Annotated in this window: 26 protein-coding genes and 1 pseudogene; 5 read left to right on the top strand and 22 right to left on the bottom strand. The window is 70.4% G+C overall.

Annotation, left to right across the window (positions count from 1 at the left end; all coding sequences use genetic code 11):
• Positions 1-1,707: glycerol-3-phosphate dehydrogenase/oxidase (locus M4D54_RS07205; protein WP_259890819.1), on the bottom strand; the 1,707-nt coding region annotated here is incomplete at its 3' end.
• 139 nt (positions 1,708-1,846) lie between these two features.
• On the opposite strand from M4D54_RS07205, the gene M4D54_RS07200 reads away from it, so the two are divergent.
• Positions 1,847-2,806: a sugar-binding transcriptional regulator gene (locus M4D54_RS07200; protein ID WP_259890817.1), complete on the top strand. Its 960-nt coding sequence runs from the start codon at positions 1,847-1,849 to the stop codon at positions 2,804-2,806.
• A 148-nt stretch (positions 2,807-2,954) separates the two neighbouring features.
• Here M4D54_RS07200 and M4D54_RS07195 read toward each other — a convergent pair whose 3' ends face one another.
• The 3 genes from M4D54_RS07195 to M4D54_RS07185 are packed head-to-tail and all read right to left on the bottom strand — an operon-like array spanning position 2,955 to position 5,588.
• Positions 2,955-3,404 carry an ASCH domain-containing protein gene (locus M4D54_RS07195; protein WP_193866450.1) on the bottom strand — a complete coding sequence of 150 codons (450 nt, stop codon included), beginning with the start codon at positions 3,402-3,404 and terminating at the stop codon, positions 2,955-2,957.
• Complete coding sequence (gene fdhD, locus M4D54_RS07190) at positions 3,401-4,273, bottom strand: formate dehydrogenase accessory sulfurtransferase FdhD (protein WP_193866449.1); 873 nt, start codon at positions 4,271-4,273, stop codon at positions 3,401-3,403. The genes M4D54_RS07195 and fdhD overlap by 4 nt, the downstream gene beginning before the upstream one ends.
• 46 nt (positions 4,274-4,319) lie before the next feature.
• Positions 4,320-5,588 carry an ATP-binding protein gene (locus M4D54_RS07185; protein ID WP_259792210.1) on the bottom strand — a complete coding sequence of 423 codons (1,269 nt, stop codon included), beginning with the start codon at positions 5,586-5,588 and terminating at the stop codon, positions 4,320-4,322.
• A 233-nt stretch (positions 5,589-5,821) separates the two neighbouring features.
• On the opposite strand from M4D54_RS07185, the gene M4D54_RS07180 reads away from it, so the two are divergent.
• Positions 5,822-6,169, top strand: coding sequence for a hypothetical protein (locus M4D54_RS07180; RefSeq protein WP_193866447.1), 348 nt, complete (start codon positions 5,822-5,824; stop codon positions 6,167-6,169).
• 144 nt (positions 6,170-6,313) lie between these two features.
• Here M4D54_RS07180 and M4D54_RS07175 read toward each other — a convergent pair whose 3' ends face one another.
• The 11 genes from M4D54_RS07175 to M4D54_RS07125 form a co-directional block, all read right to left on the bottom strand.
• The gene (locus tag M4D54_RS07175) at positions 6,314-6,787 is read right to left on the bottom strand and encodes an SRPBCC family protein (RefSeq protein WP_193866446.1); all 474 of its coding nucleotides are present in this window, start codon (positions 6,785-6,787) and stop codon (positions 6,314-6,316) included.
• A gap of 163 nt (positions 6,788-6,950) precedes the next feature.
• Positions 6,951-7,910 carry an ABC transporter substrate-binding protein gene (locus M4D54_RS07170; protein WP_193866445.1) on the bottom strand — a complete coding sequence of 320 codons (960 nt, stop codon included), beginning with the start codon at positions 7,908-7,910 and terminating at the stop codon, positions 6,951-6,953.
• A 118-nt stretch (positions 7,911-8,028) separates the two neighbouring features.
• Positions 8,029-8,691, bottom strand: coding sequence for an ABC transporter permease (locus tag M4D54_RS07165; RefSeq protein WP_193866444.1), 663 nt, complete (start codon positions 8,689-8,691; stop codon positions 8,029-8,031).
• Positions 8,688-9,368: an ABC transporter permease gene (locus M4D54_RS07160; RefSeq protein ID WP_259890816.1), complete on the bottom strand. Its 681-nt coding sequence runs from the start codon at positions 9,366-9,368 to the stop codon at positions 8,688-8,690. The genes M4D54_RS07165 and M4D54_RS07160 overlap by 4 nt, the downstream gene beginning before the upstream one ends.
• Complete coding sequence (locus tag M4D54_RS07155) at positions 9,365-10,204, bottom strand: ABC transporter ATP-binding protein (protein WP_193866442.1); 840 nt, start codon at positions 10,202-10,204, stop codon at positions 9,365-9,367. The genes M4D54_RS07160 and M4D54_RS07155 overlap by 4 nt, the downstream gene beginning before the upstream one ends.
• A 75-nt stretch (positions 10,205-10,279) precedes the next feature.
• Positions 10,280-11,068, bottom strand: a complete 789-nt coding sequence (locus M4D54_RS07150) for a class II glutamine amidotransferase (protein WP_259890815.1) — start codon at positions 11,066-11,068, stop codon at positions 10,280-10,282.
• A 115-nt stretch (positions 11,069-11,183) separates the two neighbouring features.
• A complete protein-coding gene (locus M4D54_RS07145; RefSeq protein WP_259890814.1) occupies positions 11,184-12,011 on the bottom strand; it encodes an amino acid ABC transporter permease in 828 nt (275 codons plus the stop codon).
• Positions 12,008-12,706: an amino acid ABC transporter permease gene (locus M4D54_RS07140; protein ID WP_259890813.1), complete on the bottom strand. Its 699-nt coding sequence runs from the start codon at positions 12,704-12,706 to the stop codon at positions 12,008-12,010. Before M4D54_RS07140 ends, M4D54_RS07145 begins: the two co-directional genes overlap by 4 nt.
• 68 nt (positions 12,707-12,774) lie before the next feature.
• The gene (locus M4D54_RS07135; protein WP_259890811.1) at positions 12,775-13,776 is read right to left on the bottom strand and encodes a glutamate ABC transporter substrate-binding protein; all 1,002 of its coding nucleotides are present in this window, start codon (positions 13,774-13,776) and stop codon (positions 12,775-12,777) included.
• A gap of 71 nt (positions 13,777-13,847) precedes the next feature.
• Positions 13,848-14,654: an amino acid ABC transporter ATP-binding protein gene (locus M4D54_RS07130; protein ID WP_284690647.1), complete on the bottom strand. Its 807-nt coding sequence runs from the start codon at positions 14,652-14,654 to the stop codon at positions 13,848-13,850.
• A 160-nt stretch (positions 14,655-14,814) separates the two neighbouring features.
• On the bottom strand, positions 14,815-15,615 hold the full coding sequence (locus tag M4D54_RS07125; protein ID WP_259792223.1) for a hydroxymethylpyrimidine/phosphomethylpyrimidine kinase: 801 nt from the start codon (positions 15,613-15,615) through the stop codon (positions 14,815-14,817).
• Between the two features lie 236 nt (positions 15,616-15,851).
• Here M4D54_RS07125 and M4D54_RS07120 point away from each other — a divergent pair, with 236 nt between their 5' ends.
• The gene (locus M4D54_RS07120) at positions 15,852-16,421 is read left to right on the top strand and encodes a GtrA family protein (protein WP_193866436.1); all 570 of its coding nucleotides are present in this window, start codon (positions 15,852-15,854) and stop codon (positions 16,419-16,421) included.
• Positions 16,422-16,444: 23 nt separating this feature from the next.
• Positions 16,445-17,668: an aminotransferase class I/II-fold pyridoxal phosphate-dependent enzyme gene (locus M4D54_RS07115; protein ID WP_259890810.1), complete on the top strand. Its 1,224-nt coding sequence runs from the start codon at positions 16,445-16,447 to the stop codon at positions 17,666-17,668.
• 99 nt (positions 17,669-17,767) lie between these two features.
• Here M4D54_RS07115 and M4D54_RS07110 read toward each other — a convergent pair whose 3' ends face one another.
• On the bottom strand, positions 17,768-18,739 hold the full coding sequence (locus tag M4D54_RS07110) for a hypothetical protein (RefSeq protein WP_259890809.1): 972 nt from the start codon (positions 18,737-18,739) through the stop codon (positions 17,768-17,770).
• Between the two features lie 132 nt (positions 18,740-18,871).
• Positions 18,872-21,022, bottom strand: a complete 2,151-nt coding sequence (locus M4D54_RS07105; RefSeq protein ID WP_259890808.1) for a 3-hydroxyacyl-CoA dehydrogenase NAD-binding domain-containing protein — start codon at positions 21,020-21,022, stop codon at positions 18,872-18,874.
• A gap of 251 nt (positions 21,023-21,273) precedes the next feature.
• Between M4D54_RS07105 and M4D54_RS07100 the strand changes: the two genes are divergently transcribed.
• Complete coding sequence (locus M4D54_RS07100; RefSeq protein ID WP_259791316.1) at positions 21,274-22,047, top strand: hypothetical protein; 774 nt, start codon at positions 21,274-21,276, stop codon at positions 22,045-22,047.
• Here M4D54_RS07100 and M4D54_RS07095 read toward each other — a convergent pair.
• The 5 genes and pseudogenes from M4D54_RS07095 to M4D54_RS07075 all read right to left on the bottom strand — a co-directional run bounded on the left by M4D54_RS07095 (position 22,034) and on the right by M4D54_RS07075 (position 25,815).
• Complete coding sequence (locus tag M4D54_RS07095) at positions 22,034-22,282, bottom strand: hypothetical protein (protein ID WP_259791317.1); 249 nt, start codon at positions 22,280-22,282, stop codon at positions 22,034-22,036. The two genes, M4D54_RS07100 and M4D54_RS07095, sit on opposite strands and share 14 nt — an antisense overlap.
• A gap of 115 nt (positions 22,283-22,397) precedes the next feature.
• Entirely contained in the window at positions 22,398-23,306 is a 909-nt protein-coding gene (locus M4D54_RS07090; protein WP_259791320.1) for a hypothetical protein, read from the bottom strand.
• A 167-nt stretch (positions 23,307-23,473) separates the two neighbouring features.
• Positions 23,474-24,802: a glycoside hydrolase family 32 protein gene (locus tag M4D54_RS07085; RefSeq protein ID WP_259890807.1), complete on the bottom strand. Its 1,329-nt coding sequence runs from the start codon at positions 24,800-24,802 to the stop codon at positions 23,474-23,476.
• A 38-nt stretch (positions 24,803-24,840) separates the two neighbouring features.
• Positions 24,841-25,323 (bottom strand): annotated as a pseudogene (locus M4D54_RS07080) (carbohydrate ABC transporter permease); the annotation flags it as partial.
• 87 nt (positions 25,324-25,410) lie between these two features.
• Positions 25,411-25,815, bottom strand: coding sequence for a hypothetical protein (locus M4D54_RS07075; RefSeq protein WP_259791325.1), 405 nt, complete (start codon positions 25,813-25,815; stop codon positions 25,411-25,413).
• Positions 25,816-25,933: the final 118 nt, after the last annotated feature.

Raw genomic sequence — 25,933 nt, 5'->3', positions numbered from 1 at the left:
GACGGCCGCGGCCGCCTCGTCGTCGCTGTGGGACGCCTCGGCCTCGAGGCGGGCGGCGATGAAGGCGCGGTAGGTCTCGACCTCCGTGCGGGTGCGGGCCTCGTCCCAGCCCAGCTCAGGGCCGACGATCGCGGCGATCTCCTCGGCGGCGCCGACTCCGCGGTCGCGCACCTCGTAGTCCAGGCGCAGGCGGCGGGTGATGACGTCGGCCAGGTGGACGGCGCCCTCCGCGCGGGCGGCGTACAGCACCTCGGCGCGCAGGTAGCGGGGTGCCTGCTCGAGCGGCTCGAGCAGCGAGGGGTCCTCCTCGGCCAGCGCGAGCACGTCGGTCAGCAGGGCGCCGTAGCGGAACAGCAGCCGCTCCACCCGGATCTCGTCGAAGCCGTGGCGGGCGGCGAGCTCGGCCTGGTCGCGCTTGAGCTCCGCGTATCCCTGCGCGCCGATGATCGGCACCGAGCGGGTGAGGCTGTGGCGGCCGGGGTAGGTGTCCTTGACGGCGAAGTCCACGATGTCCTCGGCCATCACCCGGTAGGTGGTGTACTTGCCGCCGGCGATCGCGGACAGTCCCGGCTCCATGCGCATCACGGTGTGCTCGCGGGAGACCTTCGAGGAGGAGCCCTCGGACTTCTTGATCGGCTGCAGCAGCGGGCGCAGGCCCGCGTACACGCCGATCACGTCGTCCCGGGTGAGGTCCTCGGCCAGCACCTCGTTGGCGTGCTCGAGCACGTAGTCGATGTCCTCGCTGGTGGCGGCCACGTGGTCGGGGTCGTGGGTCCACGGGGTGTCGGTGGTGCCGATGATCCAGTACTCGTCGGAGGGGATCAGGAACAGCACGGACTTCTCGGTCTTGGTGATCACGCCGGTGTCGCGCGCGGCGGGGATACGGTCGCGGGCGATGGTGATGTGGATGCCCTTGGAGGCCAGCACCTCCAGGCCCTTCTCGGAACCGGCCAGCTCCTGCTGCTCCTGGGTCCACACACCGCCACCCAGGATGGTCTCGCAGGCGTGGACATCGAACTCGTCCCCGGTGAGGACGTCGCGCACACGGGCGCCGGCGATCCGCTCCCCGTCGCGCAGGTAGCCGATGACCTCGGTGTAGTTGGTGACCGCGGCCTCGTACTGGGCGGCCGAGCGCACCAGCATCATCACGAAGCGGGCGTCGTCCATCTGGGCGTCGAAGTACTCCAGGGCGCCTACGATCTTCTCGCCGTCCAGCGCCGGGAAGTACTCGAGCATCTTCTTCTTGAGCAGGTGGCGGTGCATGGGCACGGCGCGCTTGCGGCCGATCATCTGCATGGCGTCGTACAGCATGACGCCGGAGCCGATGAAGGCGCGGTCCACGACCTTGTGGAAGAAGGGGAACACGAAGCTGATGGGGTGCACCAGGTGGGGCGCGGTGTGCTTGATCAGCAGGTCGCGCTCGCGCAGGGCCTCGGCCACCAGCTTGAAGTCGAGCATCTCGAGGTAGCGCAGGCCGCCGTGCATCAGCTTGGAGGAGCGCGAGGAGGTGCCCGAGGCCCAGTCGCGAGCTTCGACCAGGCCCACGGACAGCCCGCGGGTGGCGGCGTCGAAGGCGGCCCCGGCACCGTTGACACCCCCGCCGACCACCAGCACGTCCAGCGGGTTCTGGGCCGTCGCGCCGCGCAGCCGGTCCAGGTGCTCCTGGCGGGAGGCGGGCGTGAGGGTGGCGGCGCTCTTGTTCGGCACGGGGCGCTCCTTCGCGTAGAGGTTCGGCTGCCCGGGCGAACTGGGGGTCCATCACCAGACGACCGGGACTTAGGACCCAGGATGGCGCTAACGTGCGGGGCTCGGCAAGCGGGGTGCACGAACGTGCAACACTGGGGGCATGGCCCAGGATGCACGGCAGCAGAGCGCCTACGAGGCTGCACGGATGTACTACGACGAGGGCCAGACGATGGGGGCCATCGCCTCCGCATTCGGCATCTCCCGCTCCACCGTGTCCCGCCTGCTTCGCGATGCCCGGGAGCAGGGGATCGTGCGGATCACGCTGCGGCCCCCGGGGGTGCGCCGCCTGGCGGACCTGCGCTCGGCGATCGGTCAGCGCTACGGCGTGCGCACCCACGTGGTGCCCACCAGGCCCGACAGCTCCGAGCGGGAGCGGTTGCGCGCCGTGGCGGCGGATGCCGCGGGCGTGGTCGAGGACCTGCTGCAGCCGGATCAGGTGGTGGGCATCGCCTGGGGCACCACCATCACGGCGGTGGTGGAGCAGCTGGCGCCCCGACCCGTGCTGGGAGCGCAGGTGGTGCAGCTGAACGGGGCGATCAACACCGAGGGCTCGGGCCTGGCCAACGTGTCCACCGTGATGGATCGGGTGGCCTCGCGCTGGTCTGCCACGGTGCACCACTTCCCGGTGCCGGCCATCTTCGACTATCCCTCCACGCGGGAGGCCATGTGGCGCGAGCGCTCGGTGCGGCACGTGCTGGAGATGCAGCGCCGCTGTCGTCTGGCGGTGTTCGGGGTGGGCGCCTTCGATGCCGAGGTGCCCAGCCAGGTCCACGCCAGCGGTTACCTCACGGAGGACGATCTCGCCCAGCTGTACTCCGACGGGGCGGTGGGGGACGTGTGCACCGTGTTCCTGCGGGCCGACGGGTCCTGGCGCGACGTGCGCATGAACCAGCGCTGCTCGGGGCCCAGCCCCGCGGCGCTGGCCTCGATCCCCCGGCGGGTGCTGGTGGCCTCCGGTGCCCGCAAGGCGGTGCCCCTGCGTGCGGCGCTGCGGGCGGGGTGCGCGACGGACCTGGTGCTCGATGAGGCCACCGCCGCGCGCCTGCTGGCGCTGGATTGAGGCGCCGCGACTGTGCCCGTACGGACTGGTACGGCCCTATGTGGGCGGGGACGTGCCCGTCTGGCTGGAGGATGCGACCGCCGTGAGCGCGGAGGCGATCGCGGCACTCGAGACTGAGCCGGTCCTCGATACCGCCGCTCCGACACCGTCACGCTACGAACAGTAGGCGGAACCTCTCGCACACCACCGGCATGTCCGGGGTGACACCGCGGGGATCCTCCCCGTGCTCGCGCCAGAACGCCTCGTGCACCCGCCGCCAGTGGGCCAGGGAGCGGTCGCCCTCCCCCTCGGCATGCGCATGGGCGGCGTCCACCTGGTCGAAGGGCACCACGCTCACCCGGGTCGTCTCGAGCACCGCCCGCGGCCGGCCGGCACCGTCCAGCACGATCGAGAGGTCGCCCTCCCGGGGAAGGGGGTCGCCTGAGACTCGGTAGTCCTGCAGGGAGGAGGCGGTGGCTGTCTTGATGCCGTCGAGCACCAGGGCCAGCAGCTCGTCGGCCTGCTCGGGGGTGGCCCCGAAGGCCCAGGCCTCGGGGAGCTCGCACGGCAGCGCGGGGCAGCTTCTTCGCGCGGTGGCCCAGAAGGCGTCGAGGCTCACCCCTCGGCGTCCGTGAGGTCCAGGCGCTCGGGGTGGGTGTACACGTTCATGCGGCCGTCGCCGTCGTCGAAGGCACGCGTGAAGCCGACCAGCGTCATCCCCACCTCCTGGGCGGTGTCGATCGCCAGTGAGCTGGCAGCCGAGACACAGGCCAGCAGGGGGATCCCGGCCATGAATGCCTTCTGGGCGATCTCGAAGCTGGCACGGGAGGAGACCAGCAGGAAGCAGTCGTTGAGCGGCAGGCGGTCCTCGAGCAGGGCCCAGCCGATCACCTTGTCCACCGCGTTGTGGCGGCCCACGTCCTCCCGCACCACCAGCACCTCGCCGTCCCGGGTGACCAGGGCGGCGGCGTGCACTCCCCCGGTGCGGGAGAACACGGCCTGGTCGTCGGTGAGGTTGCGGGCGGCATCGAGGATGGCGCGCGGATCCACCGTCCAGCTGCCCATCAGCACGTAGCGGCCCTTCTGCCGCACCGCGTCGATGCTCTCGGAGCCGCACACCCCGCATGCCGAGGTGGTGGTGAAGCGCTTGGTGGGAACCTGCTGCAGCTGCGGGCGGGCGGTGGTGAAGTCCATGACGTTGTACGTGTTCTGCGCGAACCCGCTGCCGTCGTCCACCACCGCGCCGTCGCAGTAGCGGGCCTCGACGATGTCCTCACGGGAGGCGATGATCCCCTCGCCGTGCAGGAAGCCGTGGATCAGCTCCACATCGCTGCCGGGGGTGCGCATCGTCAGGGAGAGCTGCTGGCCGTTCAACCGGATGTCCAGGGGCTCCTCGACGGCGACATGGTCGCCCTTGCGGCCGGCGTACAGCCGACCGTCCCGCACTCGCACGGTGCGGATCCGCTTCGTCTCGGTCACCCTGCCCATGGTCAGAGCCTAGTTGGTGCATGCCGGCAGTTCCGCGCGGAGCCGTTCAGGATCCGAGGGCAGCGAGCGGGAACGTGGACACGCCGTTGTCCAGCTGCATGGTCGCTCCCGTCCCCGTGACGACGGCCGTGAACACCGGGGGCCCGGCGTGCGTTGCGATGTCCTCCACCGTCACTCGGAGCTTTTCAGCGGCTGCCCCAGCTGCGCGGCCTCCGAGCTTGACCTCGACCGCGGCCCAGCGTCCCCCCGGCCAGGTGAGGACCGCATCGATCTCCCTCCCGTTCGAATCCCGATAGTGATGGACCTGGGCGCCCGAAGCCTCGCCAAGCGCCATCAGGTCATGCACAACTGCGGACTCGAAGATCAGCCCGAGAGTCTCAAGGTCCCGCCTGAGATCGGCTGACGTCGCCCCGAGAGCAGCGGCCGACAGGACAGGATCGGCCAGATGGTACTTCGGCGACGTTCGCACCCGAGCCTTGGATCGAAGCCGCGGGATCCACGCGGGGACCGCCTCAACGACGAACATCCGACGGAGCACTTCGATAAGGCTCGCCAAGGTTTCACGAGCCATCGATCCCGCCACCGGCTCGAGGTCCTTCAGTATCGCCGCTTGCGTGACTTCCGAGGCGGTGGACCGCGCAAAGGAACGCAGCAACTGGTCGATGACAACGGGCCTCTGTCGCGTGGAGGCGAGCCGGGGAAGGTCGGTACGCGCCACCTCTCCGAGGTATGCCCGGGCCTGCCGCAGTGCACCCTCTTCCGAAAGGTCCACCAGCCCCGGAAAGCCGGAGCGCACCACACCCGCGATGACATCGTCAAGAGTCGGAGCAGCAGCGACAGTCTCCACGGGCTCTCCATCAAGGAGAGACCGCAGGGAGACCGAGCCCGTAGAGCATCCCTTCTCAAACCAGGTCAGAGTGTGCTCCCGAACCCTGAGGAAGCGCCCTGCACCGGAATGTCGCGTCACATCGTCAGAAGGGACCGCTGACCCGGTGAGGATGAATGACCCCCGATGTCCGCCGAGGTCGACTTGTCGACGCACCCGGTTCCACATCTCAGGCATCACCTGCCACTCATCGAGAAGCCGGGGCTGTGCACCGTCCAGCAGCACCTGCGGTGCGACTTCGGCGAGCTCTTGGGCCTCCGGCGAATCGAGGAAGACGTAGCTCTCCGCCAGATTCAGAGCCGTCATCGTCTTCCCACACCCCCGTGGCCCCTCGATGATCACCGCCCCGGAGCCGGCCAAAGCCGATGACACGACTGCGTCGACCACGCGCGGGCGATACGCCACGCCGAAGTTCGTCAAGGTGTCCACGCCGCCACTCTAGAGGACGAACGATGCAGGTCACAGGTTGTGTCCGGCATTCTGCAGGATTCTTGATCGACATCCTGCAGAACGACTATTCGACATTCTGCAGAAGGCCAGGTCGGCAAGCTGCAGACACCGGTTCCGGTTGCCCGCCACCCACCCGACTGTCGCGTACTGTTCGAGGCAACGGGCCACCTCCAACCCAGAGCACACGTGCCCCACACCGCGAGGGAGCCTCGATGTACCGGACCCGGATATGGCCGCTGCCGATCTTGATCGCCACCCCCTTGCTGGTCTGGGCCTTCCACGATCGCGCCGGCTGGGGGCACTCGTTCGGCGTGGTGGTGATCGGTCTGCTGCTGACGATCCTGGCCGTGAGCTGCAGCGCGCTGCCGTACAGCACCTTCCGCACCGCCGTCACCGGGATCGTGGTGCTCTGCGTGGTGGCGCCCTTCGCCTCCGGGATCGTCTACGGGGATCCGCTGGTGGCGGTGCCGTTCCTGGCCGCCCTGGGGGGCGCGGCCGCTCTGGTAAGGGCGCCGCAGGCGCCCCGGCCACCGCAGGCGGGTGCGCCCGCCCCTCGCTGAGCAGGCTCGACGGCGCCCGCTGAACAGCCCGCAGCCCACCCCACCGAGGTGGCGGGACGGGCTGCGGTGCAGGGGCCGGTCCGGGGACCGACGCAGTCAGCGTGGCCGGTTCCGGACCGGCGGAATCGGCGCGGGTGCGACCGATCAGTTCTTGACGACGGCGCCGGCGAGCAGGTTGAGGGACTCCTCCAGCTTCTCCTCGGGGACGGCCGGGAAGCCGACCTCTTTGGCAAGCTTCTCGTCGACCTTGGACCAGTCGTAGGTCAGGGATACCTCGGTGGAGTCGGCATCGACGGGCTTGAGCTCGTACAGCCACTCCCAGCCCCCGGGCTCGTCCTTGTTCTTCTCCTGGGCGGGCTGCCAGCCGATCATCTTGTTCTCGTCGAAGGCGGTCACGTGGTTGTGCATCACGTAGTCGCCGCCGTTCATCTCGGCGTGCATGTTCATCACGAACTTCTCACCGGACTTGGTGATGCGCTCGGTGTTCTCGGCAGAGCGCACCATGCCCGAGCCGTCGAACTCGTGATGGCGGGCAGGCAGGGTGAGCACCTCGAAGATGTCCTTCGCGGGGGCGTCGATGGTGCGGGTGACGGTGAGGGAGGTCTGGTTCTGGCTCATGTCGCCACCATGCCGCACACGCCTGGAAATGTCACCCAGACTGCGAGATCGTCCCCCGGGCGCCGAGACCTGGTTATCGAGCTGACCTGCGATGACGTCGACCGCTCGACCGCGCGGTTCCGCGACCGTGAGTCGCACCGGCGGGCGCAGGATCGGGTGCGCGTCAGACCAGGCCCTTCTCCCCTAGCCAGTCCGTGGCGATGGTGGCGGAGTTCGCCTGCTCCTCGACGCTGCGCTGGTTGATCGCCACCAGGTCGTCAGCGCTGAGCTGCTCGATCACGCGCTCGATCGCAGCGGCGGCGGTCTCGTCGACCTTCTCGGTGACCAGGGGAACCACGTTCTGCGGCAGGATCATCGACTCCGGGTCCTCCAGGACCACAAGGTCGTTGGCGGCGATGGCGGGGTCGGCGGTGTAGATGTCCGCCAGCTGCACGTCACCATCGGTGAGGGCCTGCACGGTGAGGGGGCCACCGGAGTCCTCCACGGGCACCACGGTGACATCGACCCCGTAGATGCTCTTGGCGCCCTCGGGGCCGTACGGACGCACCTCGAACTCGCTGTTGGCAGCGATCCTCAGATCCGGGATGCCGGCCAGGTCCGCGATCGTGGTCAGGGAGTGCTCCTGGGCGAACGCAGCGGTCGTGGTGTACGAGTCCTGGTCGGAGGCCTCGGCGAAGTCGAGCACCCGCAGCGCCCCGGGCAGGGCCTCCCCGAGCGCGGAGTGGATCTCCTCCGGCGAGGCGCTGGGGGCGTCCGGCTCGTAGTGCTGCAGCAGATTGCCCAGGTACTCAGGCAGCACGTCCAGCGACCCGTTCTCGAGCTCCGGCACGTACACCTCGCGCTGCCCGATCTGGAACTGCCGCTCGACGGTGAAGCCCTCGGCCTCGAGCACCTGAGCGAACAGCTCCGCGATGATCTCGTTGGAGTAGTAGGCCTGCGAGCCGATGACGAGCGTGCTGGAGCCCACGGCACCACCGCCGTCCGATGGCGCCGTTCCCTCCTCGCCGCCCTGCGCGGTGTCCTCCTCGAAGGGGTCGGAGCTCGAGCATGCGGCCGCGCCGAGCACGACCCCAGCGGTCCCCCCGGCTGCGAGCAGGGAGCGTCGGGTGCTGCGAATGGTCATGGCGAACTCCTACGGGTTGGTTCGGACGGGCTCGGGGCTCAAGGAACTCGGACGGGCTCGGGACCGTTCCAGGGTACGGGCCCGCGCGGGCCCGACCTCGACCATCCGGTCACCGGCCTCACACGCCGCGGGGCGCGGTGAGCCGCTGGACGCCCAGCAGCAGCAGGTCCAGAACCAGCGCCAGGGCGATCACCAGCACGGAGCCTGCGATCATCTGCGGGTAGTCCTGCGAGCCCAGTCCCAGGAAGATGTACCGGCCCAGACCACCGTTGCCCACGTAGGCCGCGAGCATGACGGTGGCGACGACCTGCACCGTCGCGCCGCGCAGCCCGCCGATCAGGAGCGGGAGGCCCAGTGGGATCTCCACCCGCGTGAGGATCTGCATCTCGGTCATGCCCTGCGCGCGGGCCGCGTCCACAGTGGCCGGGTCCGCCGATTCCACGGCGGAGTACGCGCCGGCCAGCAGGGACGGTACCGCGAGCACCACGAAAGCAAGCAGCGGGGCTGTGAGGCCGATGCCCATCAGCAGGGCGAACAGGGTGACCAGGCCCAGGGTGGGCAGTGCGCGCGCCGCCCCGGCGGCCATCACGACGATCCCCTTCCCGCGCCCGGTGTGCCCCACCAGCAGGCCCAGCGGGATCGCGATCAGGGCAGCGACCAGCACCCCGAGCGCCGTGTACCCGAGGTGCTCCAGCATCCGCGCAGGGATGCCGGAGGGGCCGGTCCAGCGTGCGGGATCGGCCATCCACTCCAGAGCCTGCCCCAGGGGACTCCCGTTCATGCCGCCGCCCCCGTGCGCTCGCGGCCCCGGGAGCGCCGCGGGGCGCCCCGTCGGGTCCAGGGCATCAGCAAGCGGCCCGCCAGGACCAGCAGCGCGTCCAGCATCAGGGCCAGCACTGCGGTGAGCACCACACCGGTGAGGATCTGCACCGGGATGCCGCGTCGGAACCCGTCCACGAACAGCATGCCCAGGCTGGGGACCCCGAGGACTCCCCCCACGGTCACCAGCGACACGGTGCTGACCGCCACCACTCGCAGCCCGGCCAGCAGCACCGGGCCGGCAAGCGGCAGCTCCACCGCCCAGAATCGGGCCGCCGGTGCGTACCCCTGGGCAGTGGCGGAGCTGAGCACGTCGCGGTCCACCGAGCGGAAGGCGTCGGAAGCAGAGGGCACCATGAGCGCGAGCCCGTACAAGGTGAGCGCCAGGATTATGTTCACGGGGCTGCGGAACCCCGTGCCCAGCATGCCCGGAAGGAGCACGAACAGCGGCAGGGAGGGAATCGCGTACATGAGACCGGAGGCGGTGGTGATGCCGGTGCGCAGCCAGCCGGCGGCATTGGCCAGCTTCGCTAACGGCAGGGCGAGCAGGAACGCGATCAGGATGGGCGGCAGCGACTGCGCCAGGTGCGCTCCCGTGTACGCCACGATCTGGTCGAGGTTGGACTGCAGCCAGTTCACGTCATGTGCTCCCCGGCGGTGCGGTCATGGTCGAGCACGCCGGTGGCCCGCCCGTCGGCGTCGACCACCACGCGCCTGCCGTCGACCTCCTCGAGGTGCAGGGTGCGCGTGCCACGGTCCGCACCCACGAAGCGGGAGACGAAGTCATCGGCAGGCCGGGCCAGGATCTCCCGCGGGGCGCCCTGCTGGGCGATGATGCCCCCGGGACGCAGCAGCACCACGCGGTCCCCCACCAGGAATGCTTCGTCGATGTCGTGGGTGACGAAGACGATGGTCTTGCGCAGCTCGCGCTGGAGGCGGAGCAGCTCCTGCTGCAGGTCCGCCCTGACGATCGGGTCCACCGCGCCGAAGGGCTCGTCCATCAGCAGGATGTCCGGATCCGCTGCAAGGGCCCGCGCCACCCCCACGCGCTGCTGCTGGCCACCGGAGAGCTGGGCGGGGTACCGGGTGGCGACCTGCTGGTCCAGTCCCACCAGCTCCAGCAGTTCGGCGGCGCGGGTGCGCGCATCGCGACGCGAGGTGCCGCGCAGCACGGGGACGGTGGTGATGTTGTCCAGCACGGTGCGGTGCGGAAGCAGCCCGGAGGCCTGCATGACGTAGCCGATGGAGCGGCGCAGCTGCACAGGGTCCAGGTGCGCCACGTCCTCGCCGTCGATCAGCACGCGCCCGGCAGTGGGGTCGACCATGCGGTTGATCATCCGCATCAGGGTGGTCTTGCCGGAGCCGGAGGAGCCCACCAGGACCACGCTCCGGTGCGAGGGGATCTCAAGGGTGAAGTCCTCCACGGCCACCGTGCCGCCGGGGTACTCCTTGCGGACGTTCTCGAATCCGATCACCGTGTGCTCCGTACGACGGGGAGGGGCGGTGTGCTCCGCCGGGCGACCCACAGTAGCGGAGATCGCCGCGGCCTCTCAGACCGGGATCGGCACGATCGCCGGGTGGCGCATCACCGAGAGGGTGCGACGGTCCACCACCAGGGCCTCCCCCTGCTCGAGCTCGAGGTGGTCGGGCTGCGGGATGCCCGTGGACGCCACGATCACGCGCTCGGGGTCGATGCGGTAGCGCAGGGTGTAGTTGTCCGGGCGATGGTGGGGCTTGGCCTGTGCCGGGTCGTGCTGCTGGTACGCCACCAGCAGGTCCGGGGTCATGTACAGGCAGTTCAGTGCCTCCGGCACCCGGGTGCCGTAGCGCAGGCACAGGGCGGTGATCTCCGCGGCGGCGCGCTGCACGGCGACGACCGGCTCCTCGGTGCGGGCGTACAGCTCCACCAGGGAGAAGTACAGCTCCGAGTCCGTGGTCCCTTCGGGCACGCGGCCACCGCGGGAGAGGATCTCCTCGCGCAGGGGGCCCGAGAGGTCGAACTGGCCGTTGTGGGCGAACACCACGTCGCCCTCGCGGAAGGGATGGGTGTTGGTGATCTGCAGAGGCAGGCCGGGGCTGGCCTTGCGCAGGTGCACCAGCATCATGGGGCCGTGCGCGGCGGCGAGCGCCTCCCGGTAGGCGGTGGACTCGCGGGCGACGTCCAGCTGCCGCAGGATCTGCGGGGTTGACCGCTGGGCGGGGCCGTCCTGCTCGAACCACGCCACGCCCCAGCCATCCCGGTGCAGCTCCGACAGCTCCGTGAACGGCTCCAGCTCGTGGGCGATGGCACGGTCCAGGGAGATGCGCTCACGGCTGACGACACCGAGCAGACGACACATGGGAGGGTCCTTCTTCCGTGGGACGGGGGTTCCGCAGCGGGTGTTCTCCGGAGCGGGTTGTGCTGGGGGAGTTCGACGGAGCGAGGTCGCGCAGCAGCGGGTGCACGCTGCCTGCTCAACCGGCCGTCGCGCGCGCCTTCATCCGCGCGTCCAGCGCCAGCGCGATCCGGGTGAGCAGGAAGTTGATGGCGATGTAGATGACCGAGACCACCACGTAGGTCTGCACCAGGTAGCGGGTGATGGAGACCATCGTCTTGCCCTGGAACTGCAGCTCGTTGAAGCTGACCACGTAGCCCAGCGTGGAGTCCTTCAGCAGGCTCACCAGCGCCAGGATCAGGCTGGGCAGCACCAGGCGCACGGCCTGCGGCAGCACCACGTGGAGCATGGAGTCGCGCGGGGTCAGGCCGATCGCGGCCGCGGCCTCGTGCTGGCCCTTGTCCACGGCCTTGATGCCGGCGCGGAACACCTCGGCGGTGGTGGCGGAGGAGACCAGGATCATCGGGATCACCAGCATCCAGAACCGCGGCACGTTCACCCCGTAGGCGGGCAGGGCCAGCAGGAACGCATAGACCACCAGCAGCATGGGGATGCCACGGAAGAACTCGATCCAGCAGGTCACCGCCGCGCTGAGCGGGGTGATGCGGGAGAGCCTGCCCAGGGCCAGCAGCAGGCCCAGCGGGAAGGCGACCACGGCGGCCATGGCGGTGGCCTTCAGGGTGCCCATCAGGCCCTTGCCCAGGAAGGCCAGGTAGTCGGCGCGCAGGTACACCACCCACTTGCCGGGATCGAGCTCGCCGTTCATCGCGAACTGCCGCAGCCCCAGCGCGATCACGCCGAGGATCACCAGCACGCTGAGGATCGACAGGACCAGGATCCGACGGCGGCCCTTCGGGCCGGGCGCGTCGAACAGCACCTGGGTGGCGGTGTTGGTGCGTGCGCTCATGCCTGCGCTCCTGCCTGCACGTCGAGCGCGCGGTCAGGGCTGCGACGGCGGGTGTCCGACGGGGACACGGCGCGCTCCAGCACCCCGCCCAGGTAGGCGCCGCCCAGGGACAGCACCAGGTACACGGCACCGGCCACCAGGAACATGGCGACCGCCTGGGCGTACTGGATGTTGAGCCTTTGGGTGACGCCGGTGATCTCCATGACCGCGATCGCGGAGCACAGTGAGGAGCCGATGACGGTTCCGATGAACACGTTCACCAGCGGCTGGATCATGGTGCGGAACGCCTGGGGCAGCACCACGTGGCGCAGGGTGCCGAAGAATCCCAGCCCGATGGAGCGCGCGGCTTCCGCGTGCCCCACCGGCACCGTGTTGATGCCGGAGCGCACGTTCTCGCACACGAAGGCAGCTGAGGACAGGGTCAGGCCCAGCACGCCGCACCAGAAGTACGGCAGGGTCAGCCCCACGTCCGGCAGTCCGAAGGCGATCAGGATCAGCAGGCTCAGCAGCGGGATGTTGCGGAAGATCTCCACGTACACCGTGGCCGCCCACCGCAGCGGCGGGATCGGGCTCACCCGGCACACGGCCAGCACCGTGCCCACGACCAGGGCGAAGACGTAGCCCAGTAGGGTGAGCGCGACGGTGGTCGCGATGCCCTGCAGCAGCAGGGGGATGTTCTCGCTGATGGCGTGCATGGGGACCTTCCGGGGGGCGCCGACGGGGCCGCGCTGGCGGGCGGGCCCCGTCGGTCAGGCGATGGGGATCAGGCGGGCAGGTCGCCGGGGACGGGCGGCTCGGGGGCGTCGCCCGGGACGACCTCGCCGATGGTGGCGGTCCAGAGCTTCTCCCAGGTGCCGTCGTCGATGATCGCCTGCAGGAAGGTGTTGACGAAGTCCAGGGCGTCCTCGTCGTCCTTGGACAGGCCAACGCCGTAGGGGTCGTCCACGAAGGGCTCGCCCACCACCACGACGTCCGGATCGGCCTTGGAGTTGCCCAGCAGCACGCCCTGGTCCAGCACGTAGGCATCGGCCCGACCCTGCTTGAGGGCGGCCACGCAGGACTCGTTGTCCGGCAGCTGCTGCACATCGCCCGGATCGGTGACGTGCTCCTCGATGGCCTGGATGCCGGTGGAGTTGGACTGGGTGACCAGGTTCTTGCCGGTGAGGTCCTCGGGCCCGGAGATCGACTCGGCGTCCTCGGCGCGCACCTGGATGGCGGTGCCGGAGAGGTAGTACGGGCCGGCGAAGTTGATGACCTCGAGGCGCTCGGGGGTGATCGAGTAGGTGGCGATCACGCAGTCCACGGTGCCGTTCTGCACCATGGTCTCGCGGGTGTCGACGGTGGTGTCGATGTACTCGACCTTGTCCGCGCCGTCCTCGCCCAGGATGTAGCGGGCCAGCAGCTGGGTGATGCCGGCGTCGAAGCCGGTGGGGTTGCCACCGGAGGTGTCGGCCAGGGAGAACACCTGGTTGGCGACGGTGCCGCCACGCTTGAGGATGCCGGCCTCCTTGATGCGGGTGGCCCAGGCGCTGGCCTCGATGGCGGCGTCCTCGGCGACGGGACCGGAGGCGACCGCATCGGCGAAGCCGCCGCCTGCGCCGCCCTCGCCACCGCCGTCGGAGCCGCCGCCTGCGCCGCCCTCGCCGCCGAGCGAGGGGCCGTCACCGGTGTCGGAGCCGCAGGCTGCCAGGGCAGCGCCGAGGGGCAGTGCGGCGGCGGCCGCGACCAGGGCACGGCGGCCGGGGCGGAAGGTGCTGGTGGTCATGGTGTTCTCCGTTTCGTGGGGTGATCGTCAGGTGCGGGAGTTCGCGGGTGCCGGTCGGTGCCGGTCGGGTGTCAGTGCGGGAGGATCTTGGACAGGAACGCCTTGGCGCGATCACTGCGGGGGGCGGTGAAGAAGGCCTCCGGCTCGCCCTCCTCCACGATCTCGCCCTGGTCCATGTAGACCACGCGGTCGCACACGTGGCGGGCGAAGCCCATCTCGTGGGTGACCACGAGCATGGTCATGCCCTGCTGGGCCAGTTCGGTCATCACGTCGAGCACCTCGTTGATGACCTCGGGGTCCAGGGCGGAGGTGGGCTCGTCGAACAGCAGCGCCTTGGGCTTCATCGCCAGTGCGCGGGCGATGGCCACGCGCTGCTGCTGGCCGCCGGAGAGCGCCGCGGGCAGGGAGTCCGCCTTGTCCGCCAGGCCCACGCGCTCCAGCAGCTCCCTGGCCTGGGCCTCGGCCTCGGCTTTGGGGACGCCGCGCACCTTGCGCGGACCCAGGGTGACGTTGTCGATCGCCTTGAGGTGGGGGAAGAGGTTGAAGCTCTGGAACACCATGCCGACGTCGGAGCGCAGGGCGGTCAGGGCCTTGCCCTCCTCGGGCAGGGGCTCGCCGTCGATCAGGATCTCGCCGTCGGTGATGGTCTCCAGGCGGTTCACGCAGCGGCACAGCGTGGACTTGCCGGAGCCGGAGGCGCCGATCAGGGCCACCACCTCGCCGCGGTGGATGTCCAGGTCGATGTCCTTCAGCGCCTGGAAGTCGCCGAAGAACTTGGTGACCCCGCGCACCGAGATCAGGGGCTCGCTCGACTGCCTGGCACGCGAGGGCTCACGCTGCTCCGCGGGGGCGCCGGGTGTGCTGCTGGTCTCTTCCATGCACCGAGAATGTCTGGTGCGACCGCCCACTGTCCAGCAAGCGGAATAGTTGTTTACATTTCGGAATGTATTTGTGACCGCCCGGCGCTCATGGGGGCGGGCGCCGCAGGGTCCTCCTGCGGCGCCCGGTCACCCGTCGATGCGATCGGCCGGCTGTCGCTCAGCCCTGGTAGCCGCGCTGGTACACGGCGTCGAAGGGCAGGTGGCTGGGCTGGCGGTGCTCGATGGAGCTGTCCACCACGGCCTTGGCGGTGCGCGCGGCCTCGAGCGGGGTGGCGCCCTTGGCCAGCTCGGCGGTGACGGCGGCAGCGAGCGTGCAGCCGGCGCCGTGGATGCGGTCCTCGCCGGTCTTGGGGCTGCGCAGCTCGACGGTCTGCTGGCCGTCGTAGAACACGTCCACCGCGTCCGCGCCCTCCAGCACCACGCCGCCCTTGGCGAGCACGACCACGTCGTAGGCGTCGTGGATGCGGCGGGCGGCCTCGGTGAGGTCCTCCACCGACTCGATGGCGTCCATGCCGGACAGCGCCAGCGCCTCGAAGTGGTTGGGGGTCACGAAGGTGGCCTTGGGCAGGATCTTCTCCTTGAGTGCGTTGTCGGTGTCCAGCGCGTGGCCGAACTCCTGCCCCTTGCAGATCAGCACCGGGTCCAGCACCACGTTGGTGAAGGAGTGCTCGGCCAGGGCGGCGGCCACGACGTCGATGGTGGCCGGGCTGCCCAGCATGCCGATCTTGACGGTGTCGATGTCGTGCACGCCCGTGCAGGCCTCGATCTGATCGGCGATCACCTGGGGCTCCACGGGCACGAAGCGGTGGTTCCAGTTGTCCTTCGGGTCCATCGAGACGATGCAGGTCAGCGCCGCGCAGCCGAAGGTGTCGAGCTGGTGGAACGTCTTGAGGTCGGTCTGTGCACCGGCGCCTCCGGTGGTCTCGGAGCCGGCGATGGCGAGGGCGACGTGAGTCATGTGTCCTTCCTGAACTGTGCTGCGGGTCCCGATCGTGCGAGCCCGCCGGTGATGGGTGTGCCGCGGGCTCCCAGGGCTCGGTGCCCGTTCCTGCGGCGATGGCCGCGCGCTCCCAGGGCCTCCCGTGTGCCGGGCGCCCGTCGCAGCAGCCGTGTCGCGCGCTCCCAGGGTCTCCCGTGTGCCGGGGACCCGTCGCAGCGACCGCAGTCCGATCCTACTCGGGTACAGTGCCGTGCGTGTCCAGGCCCGATGCCGTCACGGCCGAGGAGGCCGGCGCCCCACCCCGCCCGTCCCCGCATCGTGCCACCGTTGGCCCGCGCCCTGGGCGCGGTTCGGGCTCCTCCCCCCGTTCCCGCACCGGTGCCCTGGCCGCCGAGCACCTGCGGCCCACCCTGACGTTCCTCACCGTGGGCGGGCTGGTGTTCCTGTTCGACGCCGCGCTGTACAACCTGCTGGTGTTCTGGGACCCCGCGGAGGGATGGGGACAGGGGCTGATGCACGGCCACCCGCTGGCCGCCAAGCTGCTGACCATCGCGGTGGCCTCGTGCCTGACCTACCTGGGCAACCGCCTGTGGACCTTCGGGGACCGGCCCCGCCCCCACACGGCTCGCTCGATAGCGCTGTTCGTGCTGGTGAACCTGATCGCCGCGGGGCTGCAGCTGGGCTGCTTGGGCTTCTCCCGCTACGTGCTGGGCCTGGACTCGGTGCTGGCCGACAACGTCTCCGGGACCTTCATCGGGCAGATCGTCTCGACCACCTTCCGGTACGTGACCTACGGACGGTACGTGTTCCCCCGCGAGCGCTGACCTCGCTCTGACACACTCGGGCCATGGACACCTCCGGCCCCTGGACCCGCGCCTCCGGCGCCACCGGACTGCTCACCGACGGCATCGCCCGCCCCACGGTGTTCGCCCGCATCTCCGCCCGCGCCGCGCAGACGGGCGCGGCGAACCTGGGGCAGGGGTTCCCGGACACCGACCCGCCCCACAAGGTGGCCGAGGCCGCGATCGCAGCGATCCGAGCCGGCCACAACCAGTACCCGCCCGGGGCCGGCGAGCCCGTGCTGCGGGAGGCGATCGCGCTGCACCAGCAGCGCCGCTACGGACTCGACTGGGACCCTGCCGGGGAGGTGCTGGTGACAACCGGCGCCACGGAGGCGCTGGCGGCCACCGTGCTGGCGCTGGTGGAGCCGGGGGACGAGGTGGTCACCCTGGAGCCCTTCTACGACCAGTACGCGGCCCTGATCGCCCTGGCCGGCGGGGTGCACCGCACCGTCCCGCTGCGCATCGTGCCGGGTGCCGACGGGGACCTGGCCACCACGGTGGACGCCGCCGAGCTGCGCTCGGCCTTCGGTCCCCGCACCCGGATGGTGATCGTGAACTCGCCCCACAACCCCACCGGGGCGGTGCTGGATCGGGAGGTGCTGGTCGCGATCGTCGAGGAGGCGGTGCGGCACGACGCGCTGATCGTCACCGACGAGGTGTACGAGCACCTCACCTACGGTCCCGCCCACGTCCCGATCGCCACGCTTCCCGGGGCCCGTGAGCGCACCGTCTCGATCTCCTCGGCGGGCAAGACGTTCTCGGTGACGGGCTGGAAGATCGGCTGGGTCACCGCGCCCTCTCCCCTGGTCACCGCCATCACCGGGACCAAGCAGTGGCTCACCTACACCTCCGGGGCGCCCTTCCAGCCCGCGGTGGCGGTGGGCCTGCGCATGCCCGACGAGGCCATCGCCGGCATCGCGGATGACCTGCGAGAGCGTCGGGACCTGCTGGTGGCGGGGCTGCGCTCGGTGGGGTTCACCGTGGGGGTGCCGGAGGCCGGCTACTTCGTGGTGGCCGATGCCGCGGGCCTGGGCGAGCCCGATGCCGAGGCGCTGTGCGAGCGCCTGCCCACCGAGGCCGGGGTGGCCGCGATCCCCCTGACGGCGTTCTACCGGCCCGGCAGCGCAGAGTCCGCCGCGGCCGGCTCGCTGCTGCGCCTCGCGTTCTGCAAGGACCGCCCCACCATCGAACTGGCCCTGGAGCGCCTGGCCGACTGGTCCGGCCACTGATCACGGCACGCACCCGCCGATCCCTCCGACGGCCGCCACGCGGACGGCCCGCCCTCCCCGTGCGGGGTGGGCGGGCCGTCGGGCGTCACAGCAGGTGGGTCACTCGGCAGCGACCCACACCTCCTCACCGTCGAAGTCCAAGAGCACCGACACGTTGAACGAGCCCTTCTGGACGGCATCGGTGGGGATGGTGAAGGGGATGTTGAACTCACCGGTGCCGCCGTCGTACAGCTCTCCCACGTCCATCGCGTCGTTGGGGACCACGAGCGGAGCGGACATGTACGAGTTGCCGCTGTCGGCCACGTAGTTGGTGCTCAGCAGCAGCAGAGGCTCGACGCTGCCGGAACCGCGGTAGGTGAGCGTGACGGGAACCATGATGTGGACCTCGCCCTCGCCCGGATCCTCGTTGAACTGGTTCGTCTCCTTGATCTCTTCGGTGGCGTCCCAGTTCACGTTGCCGAAGCTGATCTCCAGCTCGCCCTCCTCGGTATCGGGGAGGACGAAGGTCTCACCGGCCCCGTAGGGGTTCTCACGCGTGCCCTTGTCACCGTCGCCGGCAGGCTCGGTGGTGTCGTCCCCACCCTCGGGCTCGGTGGTGTCATCCCCACCCTCGGGCTCGGTGGTGCCGTCCGGATCGGGTGTCTCCTCCTGGGTGGTGGTCGTGTCACCGCCACCCGTGGGCGGATCCTCCTCGCCACCACGGGTGAACAGGAAGATGCCGCCGCCGATGATGCCCGCGATGAGGGCCAGCACGGCACAGCCGGCGCAGATCAGCAGGGGCAGCTTGGAGCCGGACTTCTTCTCGCCCTGCTGCGGGGCGGCTCCCTGCGCACCGTCCCCGTAGGACGGTGCGTAGCCGGAGTTCGGCGAGCCCTGGCCGTAGTCCGAGTAGCCGGCGTTGGGGGAGGGCTGGCCATAGGCGTCCTGGCCGTAGCCCCCCTGGCCGTAGGCGTCCTGCCCGTACCCGGCGTTCGGCGAGGGCTGGCCGTAGCCGTCCTGGCCATTGCCCTGGGGTTGCCCGTAGGGATCGCCGGACTGCTGACCCCATCCGTTCTGCGGTGGCTGCGACATGTTCTCTCACCCGGCGCTGTAGCACAGCGCCGTACCCCTCTCACGACACGACGGTATGTCGGGCCCGTCGCCCGACACGCATATGGTAAGTGTCCCGAAACACGTTCTCGGCCGCAGAATGTCGCTTTCCGATCACGAATCGGTGCCGGAGCCGAACCGGTTCCCATGAAAGGTGCGGCCGGCACCGCTCAGGGCCGCCCCGCTGCTGTCCAGGTAGGGGGTGATACCGCCCCGGTGCCGCGGGAAGCCCGCCCCCAGGATCAGCGCGAGGTCCACGTCCTCCACGCGCTCGACCACATCGGCGTCGAGCATCAGGGCGATCTCCTCCGCGAGCCCCTCCAGCACGCGATCCAACAGGGCCTCCCCCACGGGAGCCTGCGCAGAACCGGTGCCGTCGGGAGCGAACACCTCCGCCACCACCGGGGACACCTCGGGCTGGACGCTGCCTCGGCGGGACTCGGTGAACCGCACCTTCCGCTCCACCATGGCCGAGAGCCCCGGGGATGCGTGGAAGCGGTCGCCCAGCTCCTGGACCAGCACCTTCCCGACATGGTCGGCGACCGCGTGACCCACCAGGTCCAGCAGGGCCAGCGGGCGCATGGGCAGGCCCAGCGGGTCCAAGGAGGTGTTCACCTCGACCGGATCGGCGCCGGCGTCGAGGGAGGCCAGCACCTCGCCGAGCACGCGGAACAGCAGGCGGTTGACGATGAAGCCGGGCGCGTCGGCGCTGCGCACGGCGAACTTGCGCAGGCGGCGCACCACCTCGAGACCGGTGGCCAGGGTGGCCTCGTCGGTGGCGTCGGTGTGGATCACCTCCACCAGCGGCATCTTCGCGACGGGGTTGAAGAAGTGCAGGCCGACCACGCGCTGCGGGTGCTGGAGATCCGCGGCCATGGCGCTGACCGAGAGCGAGGAGGTGTTGGTGACGAGCAGCGCCTCGGGATCCAGCACGCCCTCGAGCTCGCCGAACACGGACTTCTTGATCGCGAGGACCTCGGGGACGGCCTCGAGCACCAGGTCGCAGCCGGCGAGGTCGGCCACGTCGGTGGTGGCGTCCAGCAGCTCCGCGATCCGGGTGGCGGTGGTCTCGTCGAGGCTGCCGCGGGCGGCCGTCTGGGCGATGACCTCACGCGCGGCGGCCAGGCCCTTCTGGGTGATCCCCTGGTCAAGGTCCCGCATGATCACCGGGACCTGCAGGCCCAGGGCGAGCTGGGCGGCGATCTGAGCAGCCATCAGGCCCGCCCCGGCCACGCCGACGCGGGTGATCTCCCGGGCGCCCTCGACGGGGGTGCGGCCGGGCTTGCCGCGGCGCAGCATCTCGGCGGAGTACAGCGAAGCCTTGGCTCCGTCGGAGCGCACCAGCTGCCCGAGGGCCGCGGATTCGCGTGCGAGCGCATCGGTCAGCTCGCTGCCGGGCAGCTGCTGGAGCAGTTCGAGAGCGCGGGCCGCGGCGGGGGCGCCCTGGGCCTCCATCCGGGCGGCCCAGGCGCGGCGGGTCTCGCCGGTGGGCAGGGGTGCGTCCAGGGCATCATGCAGGGCCTCGGCCTCCGGGGAGTCCTCACCGGGCAGGGGATCGGGCCGGTCCTGCCAGGGCGAGGAGCCACCGGCGGCATCGGCGCGGGCCGCGACGATCGCCGCGAACTCCTCGAGTGCGGCCGGGAGGTCCTCGGCGAGCGCATCCACCAGGCCCGTCTCGGCGGCCTGCTCGGCGCTCAACAGGCGGTCGCGGGTGGGGTCCTCGAGGATCATCCGCACCGCGGTCTCGGGGCCGACGACGGACTGCAGCAGCGTGGTGCCGCCCCAGCCGGGCAGGATGCCCAGCCCCGTCTCGGGCACGCCGATGCCGCGGGCGCCGGGGACGGCGGTGCGCACATCGGCCATCAGGGCCACCTCGAGGCCGCCGCCGGGGGCCGCGCCGCCCAGGTGGGCGAGGATCGGGACGGGGCTGGTGCGCACGCGGACCTGCAGCTCGTGGGCGGCGCGGGTCATCTCCTCGACGCGGTCCACGGCGGAGGGGTCGGCGAACATCGAGAGGTCCGCGCCGGCCAGGAACACCTTCCCGGTGCCGGTGAGGGCGATCGCGCCCACCTCCCCTGCCTCGGCGCGGTCCAGGGCGGCGTTGATGGCACCGGTGACGGCCTGGATCGACTGCGGGCCCAGGGTGGCCGGGCGCCGCTCCTCCCCCTCCGGCGGCGCGAAGGTCAGCACCGCAACGGTGCCGAGAGCGGAATGCTCGACGTCCTCGGTGATCACCCGGGTGATGTGTTCGGTGTAGCTGCTCATCGGGGGCCTTTCGCGTTCTCGTCGTCGAGGGCGGGGGCGCAGGGAACGGAGGATTCCTGATACCGCCGGTTTCAGGAACAGCATGCCCGAGGGGGCCGGACCGTGTCCACCGCGGTTACCCGGAGGAAGAGGAGTTCTCCCCATCGCGCCAGCCCACGGGGCGTGTCTACCGTGTGGGATCAGGCTGCGCCGACGGCCCGACGGACGGCTCGTCACCGGGCGCACGACTGCGATCGAGAGGATGTGAGGACATGGGACGCACGACTATCATCAGGAACCGACGGGCCCGCACCGCGTTGCTGGTTCCGTTGGCGGGACTGGCACTGGTGGTCTCCGGCTGCGGGCTGCTGGGCCAGGAGGACCCGCCGCAGGAGCCGCCGGCCGTCGAGCAGCCGGAGGGGGACGAGCAGGAGCCCTCGGACGCCGGCGGTGAGGAGCCCGCCGAGGACGACGCCCAGGAGCCGTCGGACGCCGGCGGCGCAACGGACGACCAGGCCGGCGGAGCCACCGACACCGAGCTCGCCGCCCCGGGAACCGAGGTGCCGGTGGGCGAGGCCGCCACCATCCACGTGCAGGTGCTCGAGGAGGGCGAGGAGTACTACGGCTACGGCGTCGTCTCCACCACGGTCACCGAGATCGTCGAGGGCGATCCGGCGATCATCGAGCAGTTCGACGAGGACGACCAGGCCGACCTCGAGGGCATGACCCCGTGGTACGTGAAGGCCGAGCACGAGATCCTGAGCTTCGAGGGCGATCCGAACGCGGACATGACGCCGTCGCTGGAGGTGCAGGACGCCGAGGGCAACAGGCTCACCGTGGGCATCTCCTTCGGCGGCAATCTCGACGACGACTGCGATCTGCAGCTGTTCGACCAGGCCGAGCCCGGCGCGACGGCCTCCACTTGCGACGTGGTGTTCACCGACGGTGAGCCGCCGGCCCGGGTGGCCTGGGAGGGCGACGACAAGGCCGACGGGGACGACAACCCCTACGAGGACGCCCCGGTGGTGTGGGTCAACGAGGGCTGAGCCCCGCTGAGTGCCCCCCGGCCGGGAGGGGGTTCGGAACCAGGCCGAGGACCGGCTCGTACAGGGCGTGGTCGGTCTCGGCGCGGATCCACAGCTCCTCCGGCACGGCGACGGCCCGCTCGCCGCGGTAGGAGACCTCGGCCTCCAGCACCACCAGCTGGTAGCCCTGCTGGATGACGTCCTCGCCTTTCGCCAGGGGCACCGCGGGGTCGAGCTCGATGCCGGTGGCGTGCACGCTGATGGTGCCGCCATCCAGAGTGGGCCAGGTGAAGGTGTGCTCCCCGACCAGACGAGCCCCCGATATCGCATTGCGACCTGCGATCTTCGGGGGCTCGTCGGCGCGCGCGGGCTCAGACGCGCGGCTTCGTGAACAGGTACCACTGGCCGTCGTGCGGATCGGACGTCGGCCCGCGCTGGGCGATCGCGTGCCAGGTGCCGTTGCCGCCCTCGGGCGCCCCGGTGACCGTGCAGGTGGCGGTGACGCCGCCCTCGGCCATCTCGCAGGTGGCGGCCATGTCGGGGTCGGGCGCGCCGTCGGACGCGATCGCGAAGTTGACGGAGCCCACCAGTGCATCGGCCACTTCCTCCCCGGAGATCTCGGCGGGGACGGGGGTCGAGACCTTGCCGAATCCGATCTCGACCTCGGTGGACACGGAGAAGTCCGTGGGACCTGCCGCATCGGCGTACATCAGCAGGGCCGGGTTCCCGAACCCTGCCGAGACCACCCGCACGGTGAGCTCGAGCTGGTTGCCGGTGGGCTCGGCCCGCTCGTCGTGCTCGGTGATGGTGCAGGTGGCCGCGTCGCCGCCGATCACGGCCTCGCCCTGGCAGGAGCCCCCGTTGGAGCCGATGAACTCGGTCCTCTCGAGCTCCCCGGCGCTCATCCGGCCGCGCTCCCCGAGTTCCTGGTAGAGGTTCTGGTACACGAAGTAGGAGACTCCGTCGGTCTCCGGCATCTGCTCGGCGCTCACGGTGCCGGCCCAGTCGGCGGGGGCTGACCCCTTCGGGTCGCTCGTCTCGTCCGAGGGCTGCTCATCGGTGGCCCCGGTCGATGTCTCCGTGGTCTCCTCACCTGGCTCGGTGGGATCCTCGGCGGGCTCCGCTGGCCCCTGCGCTGCCGGGGCGTCGTCGCCCCGGGGCGCTCCGGCGGGCTCCTCGACGCCATCGGTGCAGGCGATCAGCAGGGCGCCGGCGGCGACGACGGAGAACGCGCTTGCGCTGAGGCGTGCGACGGAGCGGCGGTGGATGGTGCTGTGCATGGTGGTTCGGTCCCCCCGGGATCAGGCCGTCCGTCAGCCCATCGCTGCGAGGTCCGGCCAGGGCTCAGACTTGACTCTGGCCATGCCGAAACTTTACGAAGTCTTTACCTTTATGGGTGGGGGTGACACATCACGGATCGGTCACGGATGTGAGCGGCGACGGGGCTTCAGACGCTCGCACCTTGAGAACCCAGCTCCCACCCACCGATGAGCGCTCCTCGTACCAGGACCCGATCCCCTTCGGAAGGGTAGAACCGCATGGTGCGTCCGGTTCCGGAAGCAGGGAGAAGCTCTAGGATCCCGCCGTCGATCATCAAGGATGCCCCACCCCCGTCATGCGCGAGGAGCTCGGTGAGCGTGCCGTCCGCAGACAGCAGGTCGACGGTGACGGGCCCCTCGACCTGGAACTCCGCACGGTACGGACCGGACAGCTCCATCCGGGACCGCCCGCCCCCTGCCTGATCGATCAGAAGAGGCGCGCCGCGAAGCGCGGTCAGCTCGGGAGGAAACCCGGTGACGAGTCGGTCCCCCTCCACGGAGAGCACGCGGGGGAAGGTGAGGCATCCTGCCCATCCCTGGGCATCGGTCTGCGCTTGTGTGCGCGACAGGGCCTCCCAGGACCAGCCCCACAGCAGCACTCGGTCCCGCTCCGCGTCCACCACTGCCTGGGGCGCATAGAAGTCCGGGCCCTCATCCACGCGCCCACCGCTGCGAGCGTGGAAGCGCGGGCACCCGCGACCGTCGGCCTCGAGCTCACCCAGCAGGTAGTTCACCTGGACAGTGGAGCGGGCCACCACCTCGGGCCGGTACCAGAGCGAGAGCATCAGCACCCACTGCTGGCCCACCCGCACCAACTGGGGGCACTCCCACAGCTCGGCCGGGGCGTGCTCGGCCGCCACGGGATCATCCCCGCGCAGCAGTTCGCCCACGTACTCCCACTGCTCCAGATCATCACAGCTGAACAGCAGGATCACGGGAGTCACGCCGCTCTCACCCCGCACCCCGGCGCCCTGGATCGCCCAGCGCCGCCCCTCGAACTCGAACACGAACGGATCCCGCACCCCGATCAGGCCCGGGATCGGGGGCACCTCGGCGACCACGCGGCCCGGGTCCACGAGCTGTTCCAGGGCTCGGTCGGCCCGCGCCACCAGCACACGCGAGAAGGCGTTGTCACCCTGACCGTCGACCCCTGAGTACACCAGGGTCGGCACACCGGCCGGATCCATCCGCCGATCCAGGAGCCCCACACCGCTCCAGCAGCCGTCGGCATCGGCTTCGCCGTCCCGTGGAACGGGCCCCAGCGGCTCCGGGCGCCAATGCGCAAGGTCCGCCGAGGACATGTGTCCCCAGTGGATCCTCTCGTGACGGGCGGAATGGGGGTTGTACTGGAAATACACGTGCCAGCGACCGTCCACGCGCATGATGCCGTTGGGGTCGTTGATCCACCCCCGGGGGTGGGTGCGGTGCAGGGCGGGGAAGTGAAGGGCGCTGGTCAAGCCGGGAACTCCTGGTCGTCGAGGTTCGTGGGGAATGGTCATTTCGAGGCGCCTGCGGTGAGGCCCTCGCGCAGGTAGCGCTGGCCGAACAAGAACACCACCACGGCCGGGATCATCGAGAGGATCACGCCGGCCAGCACGATCGAGATCGAACCGGTGCCCAGGTTGCCCTGAAGGGTCACCAGGCCCAGCGGGAGGGTGTAGTTCTCCTCGGAGATCATGAAGATCAGCGGACGGAAGAACTCGTTCCAGTGGAAGTTGAACGCCAGTACCCCCACGATCGCCATTCCGGGCAGCGCGAGCGGCGCATAGATGGAGAAGAAGGTGCGCCAGGGGCTGGCACCGTCGATCGCGGCTGCCTCGCCCAGGTCCAGCGGCAGGCCCAGGAAGTACTGGCGCATCAGGAAGGTGCCGAAGGCGGTGGGGATGGCCGGGAGGATCAGCGCCAGCAGGGTATCCGACAGTCCCAGCCCGCGGATGATCATGAACACCGGCACGATGGTCACTGAACTCTTGACCATCCTGGGAAGTCTTCTTTGCAGAGTCTCCTCATCTGCGGCCCTCCGGATCCCTCCGGTGATTGCGGCCGACAGCGGCAGCGCCCCGCCTCAGCTCAGCCCGTAGTGCTCGAAGAAGTGACCGAAGGTGACTCTCTCCACCTGGTCGGCGTACTCGGGCCCGAGCAGTGCTTTCGGGGCGAGCGTGGAGCCGTCGGACCCGTTCGCGGTCACGTGGACCTCCCGGTTCCCCTCCCCCTCGTCCATCTCGAAGACGTACTCGGTGACCACGCGCCATGCAGGATCGAGGGCGTCGAGGAGCTCGTCCTCACCGGCATCGAAGTGGATGTCGCCCGAGAGGCCCGTGCGGAGCCCACCACCGCCGGTGCGGCCGATGTCGGAGCTGGTGACACCCGAGACAGCTTCCACCTCACTGTTCAGCCGCTCCTTCTCCGAGGGGCCGAGCCGGCCGCACCCTGCCAGGGCGGCGACGAGCCCCGAGAGCCCTCCTGCCATCACCGTCCGCCTCCTCATGCCTCGCCGCCCTTCGCAAGTCCGCGCACGGTGCGAGCCTAACCGGTGCGGGTCGTGACGTCGTGGCCGAGCCGCGGGGTGGGGACAACTCCCCATGGTC

It is taken from the genome of Brachybacterium sp. p3-SID1565 (assembly GCF_025143785.1).
Lineage (GTDB): Bacteria > Actinomycetota > Actinomycetes > Actinomycetales > Dermabacteraceae > Brachybacterium > Brachybacterium epidermidis.
The sequence above is the reverse complement of the archived record's forward strand: the minus strand, read 5'-3'. Positions and strand labels throughout refer to the sequence as shown.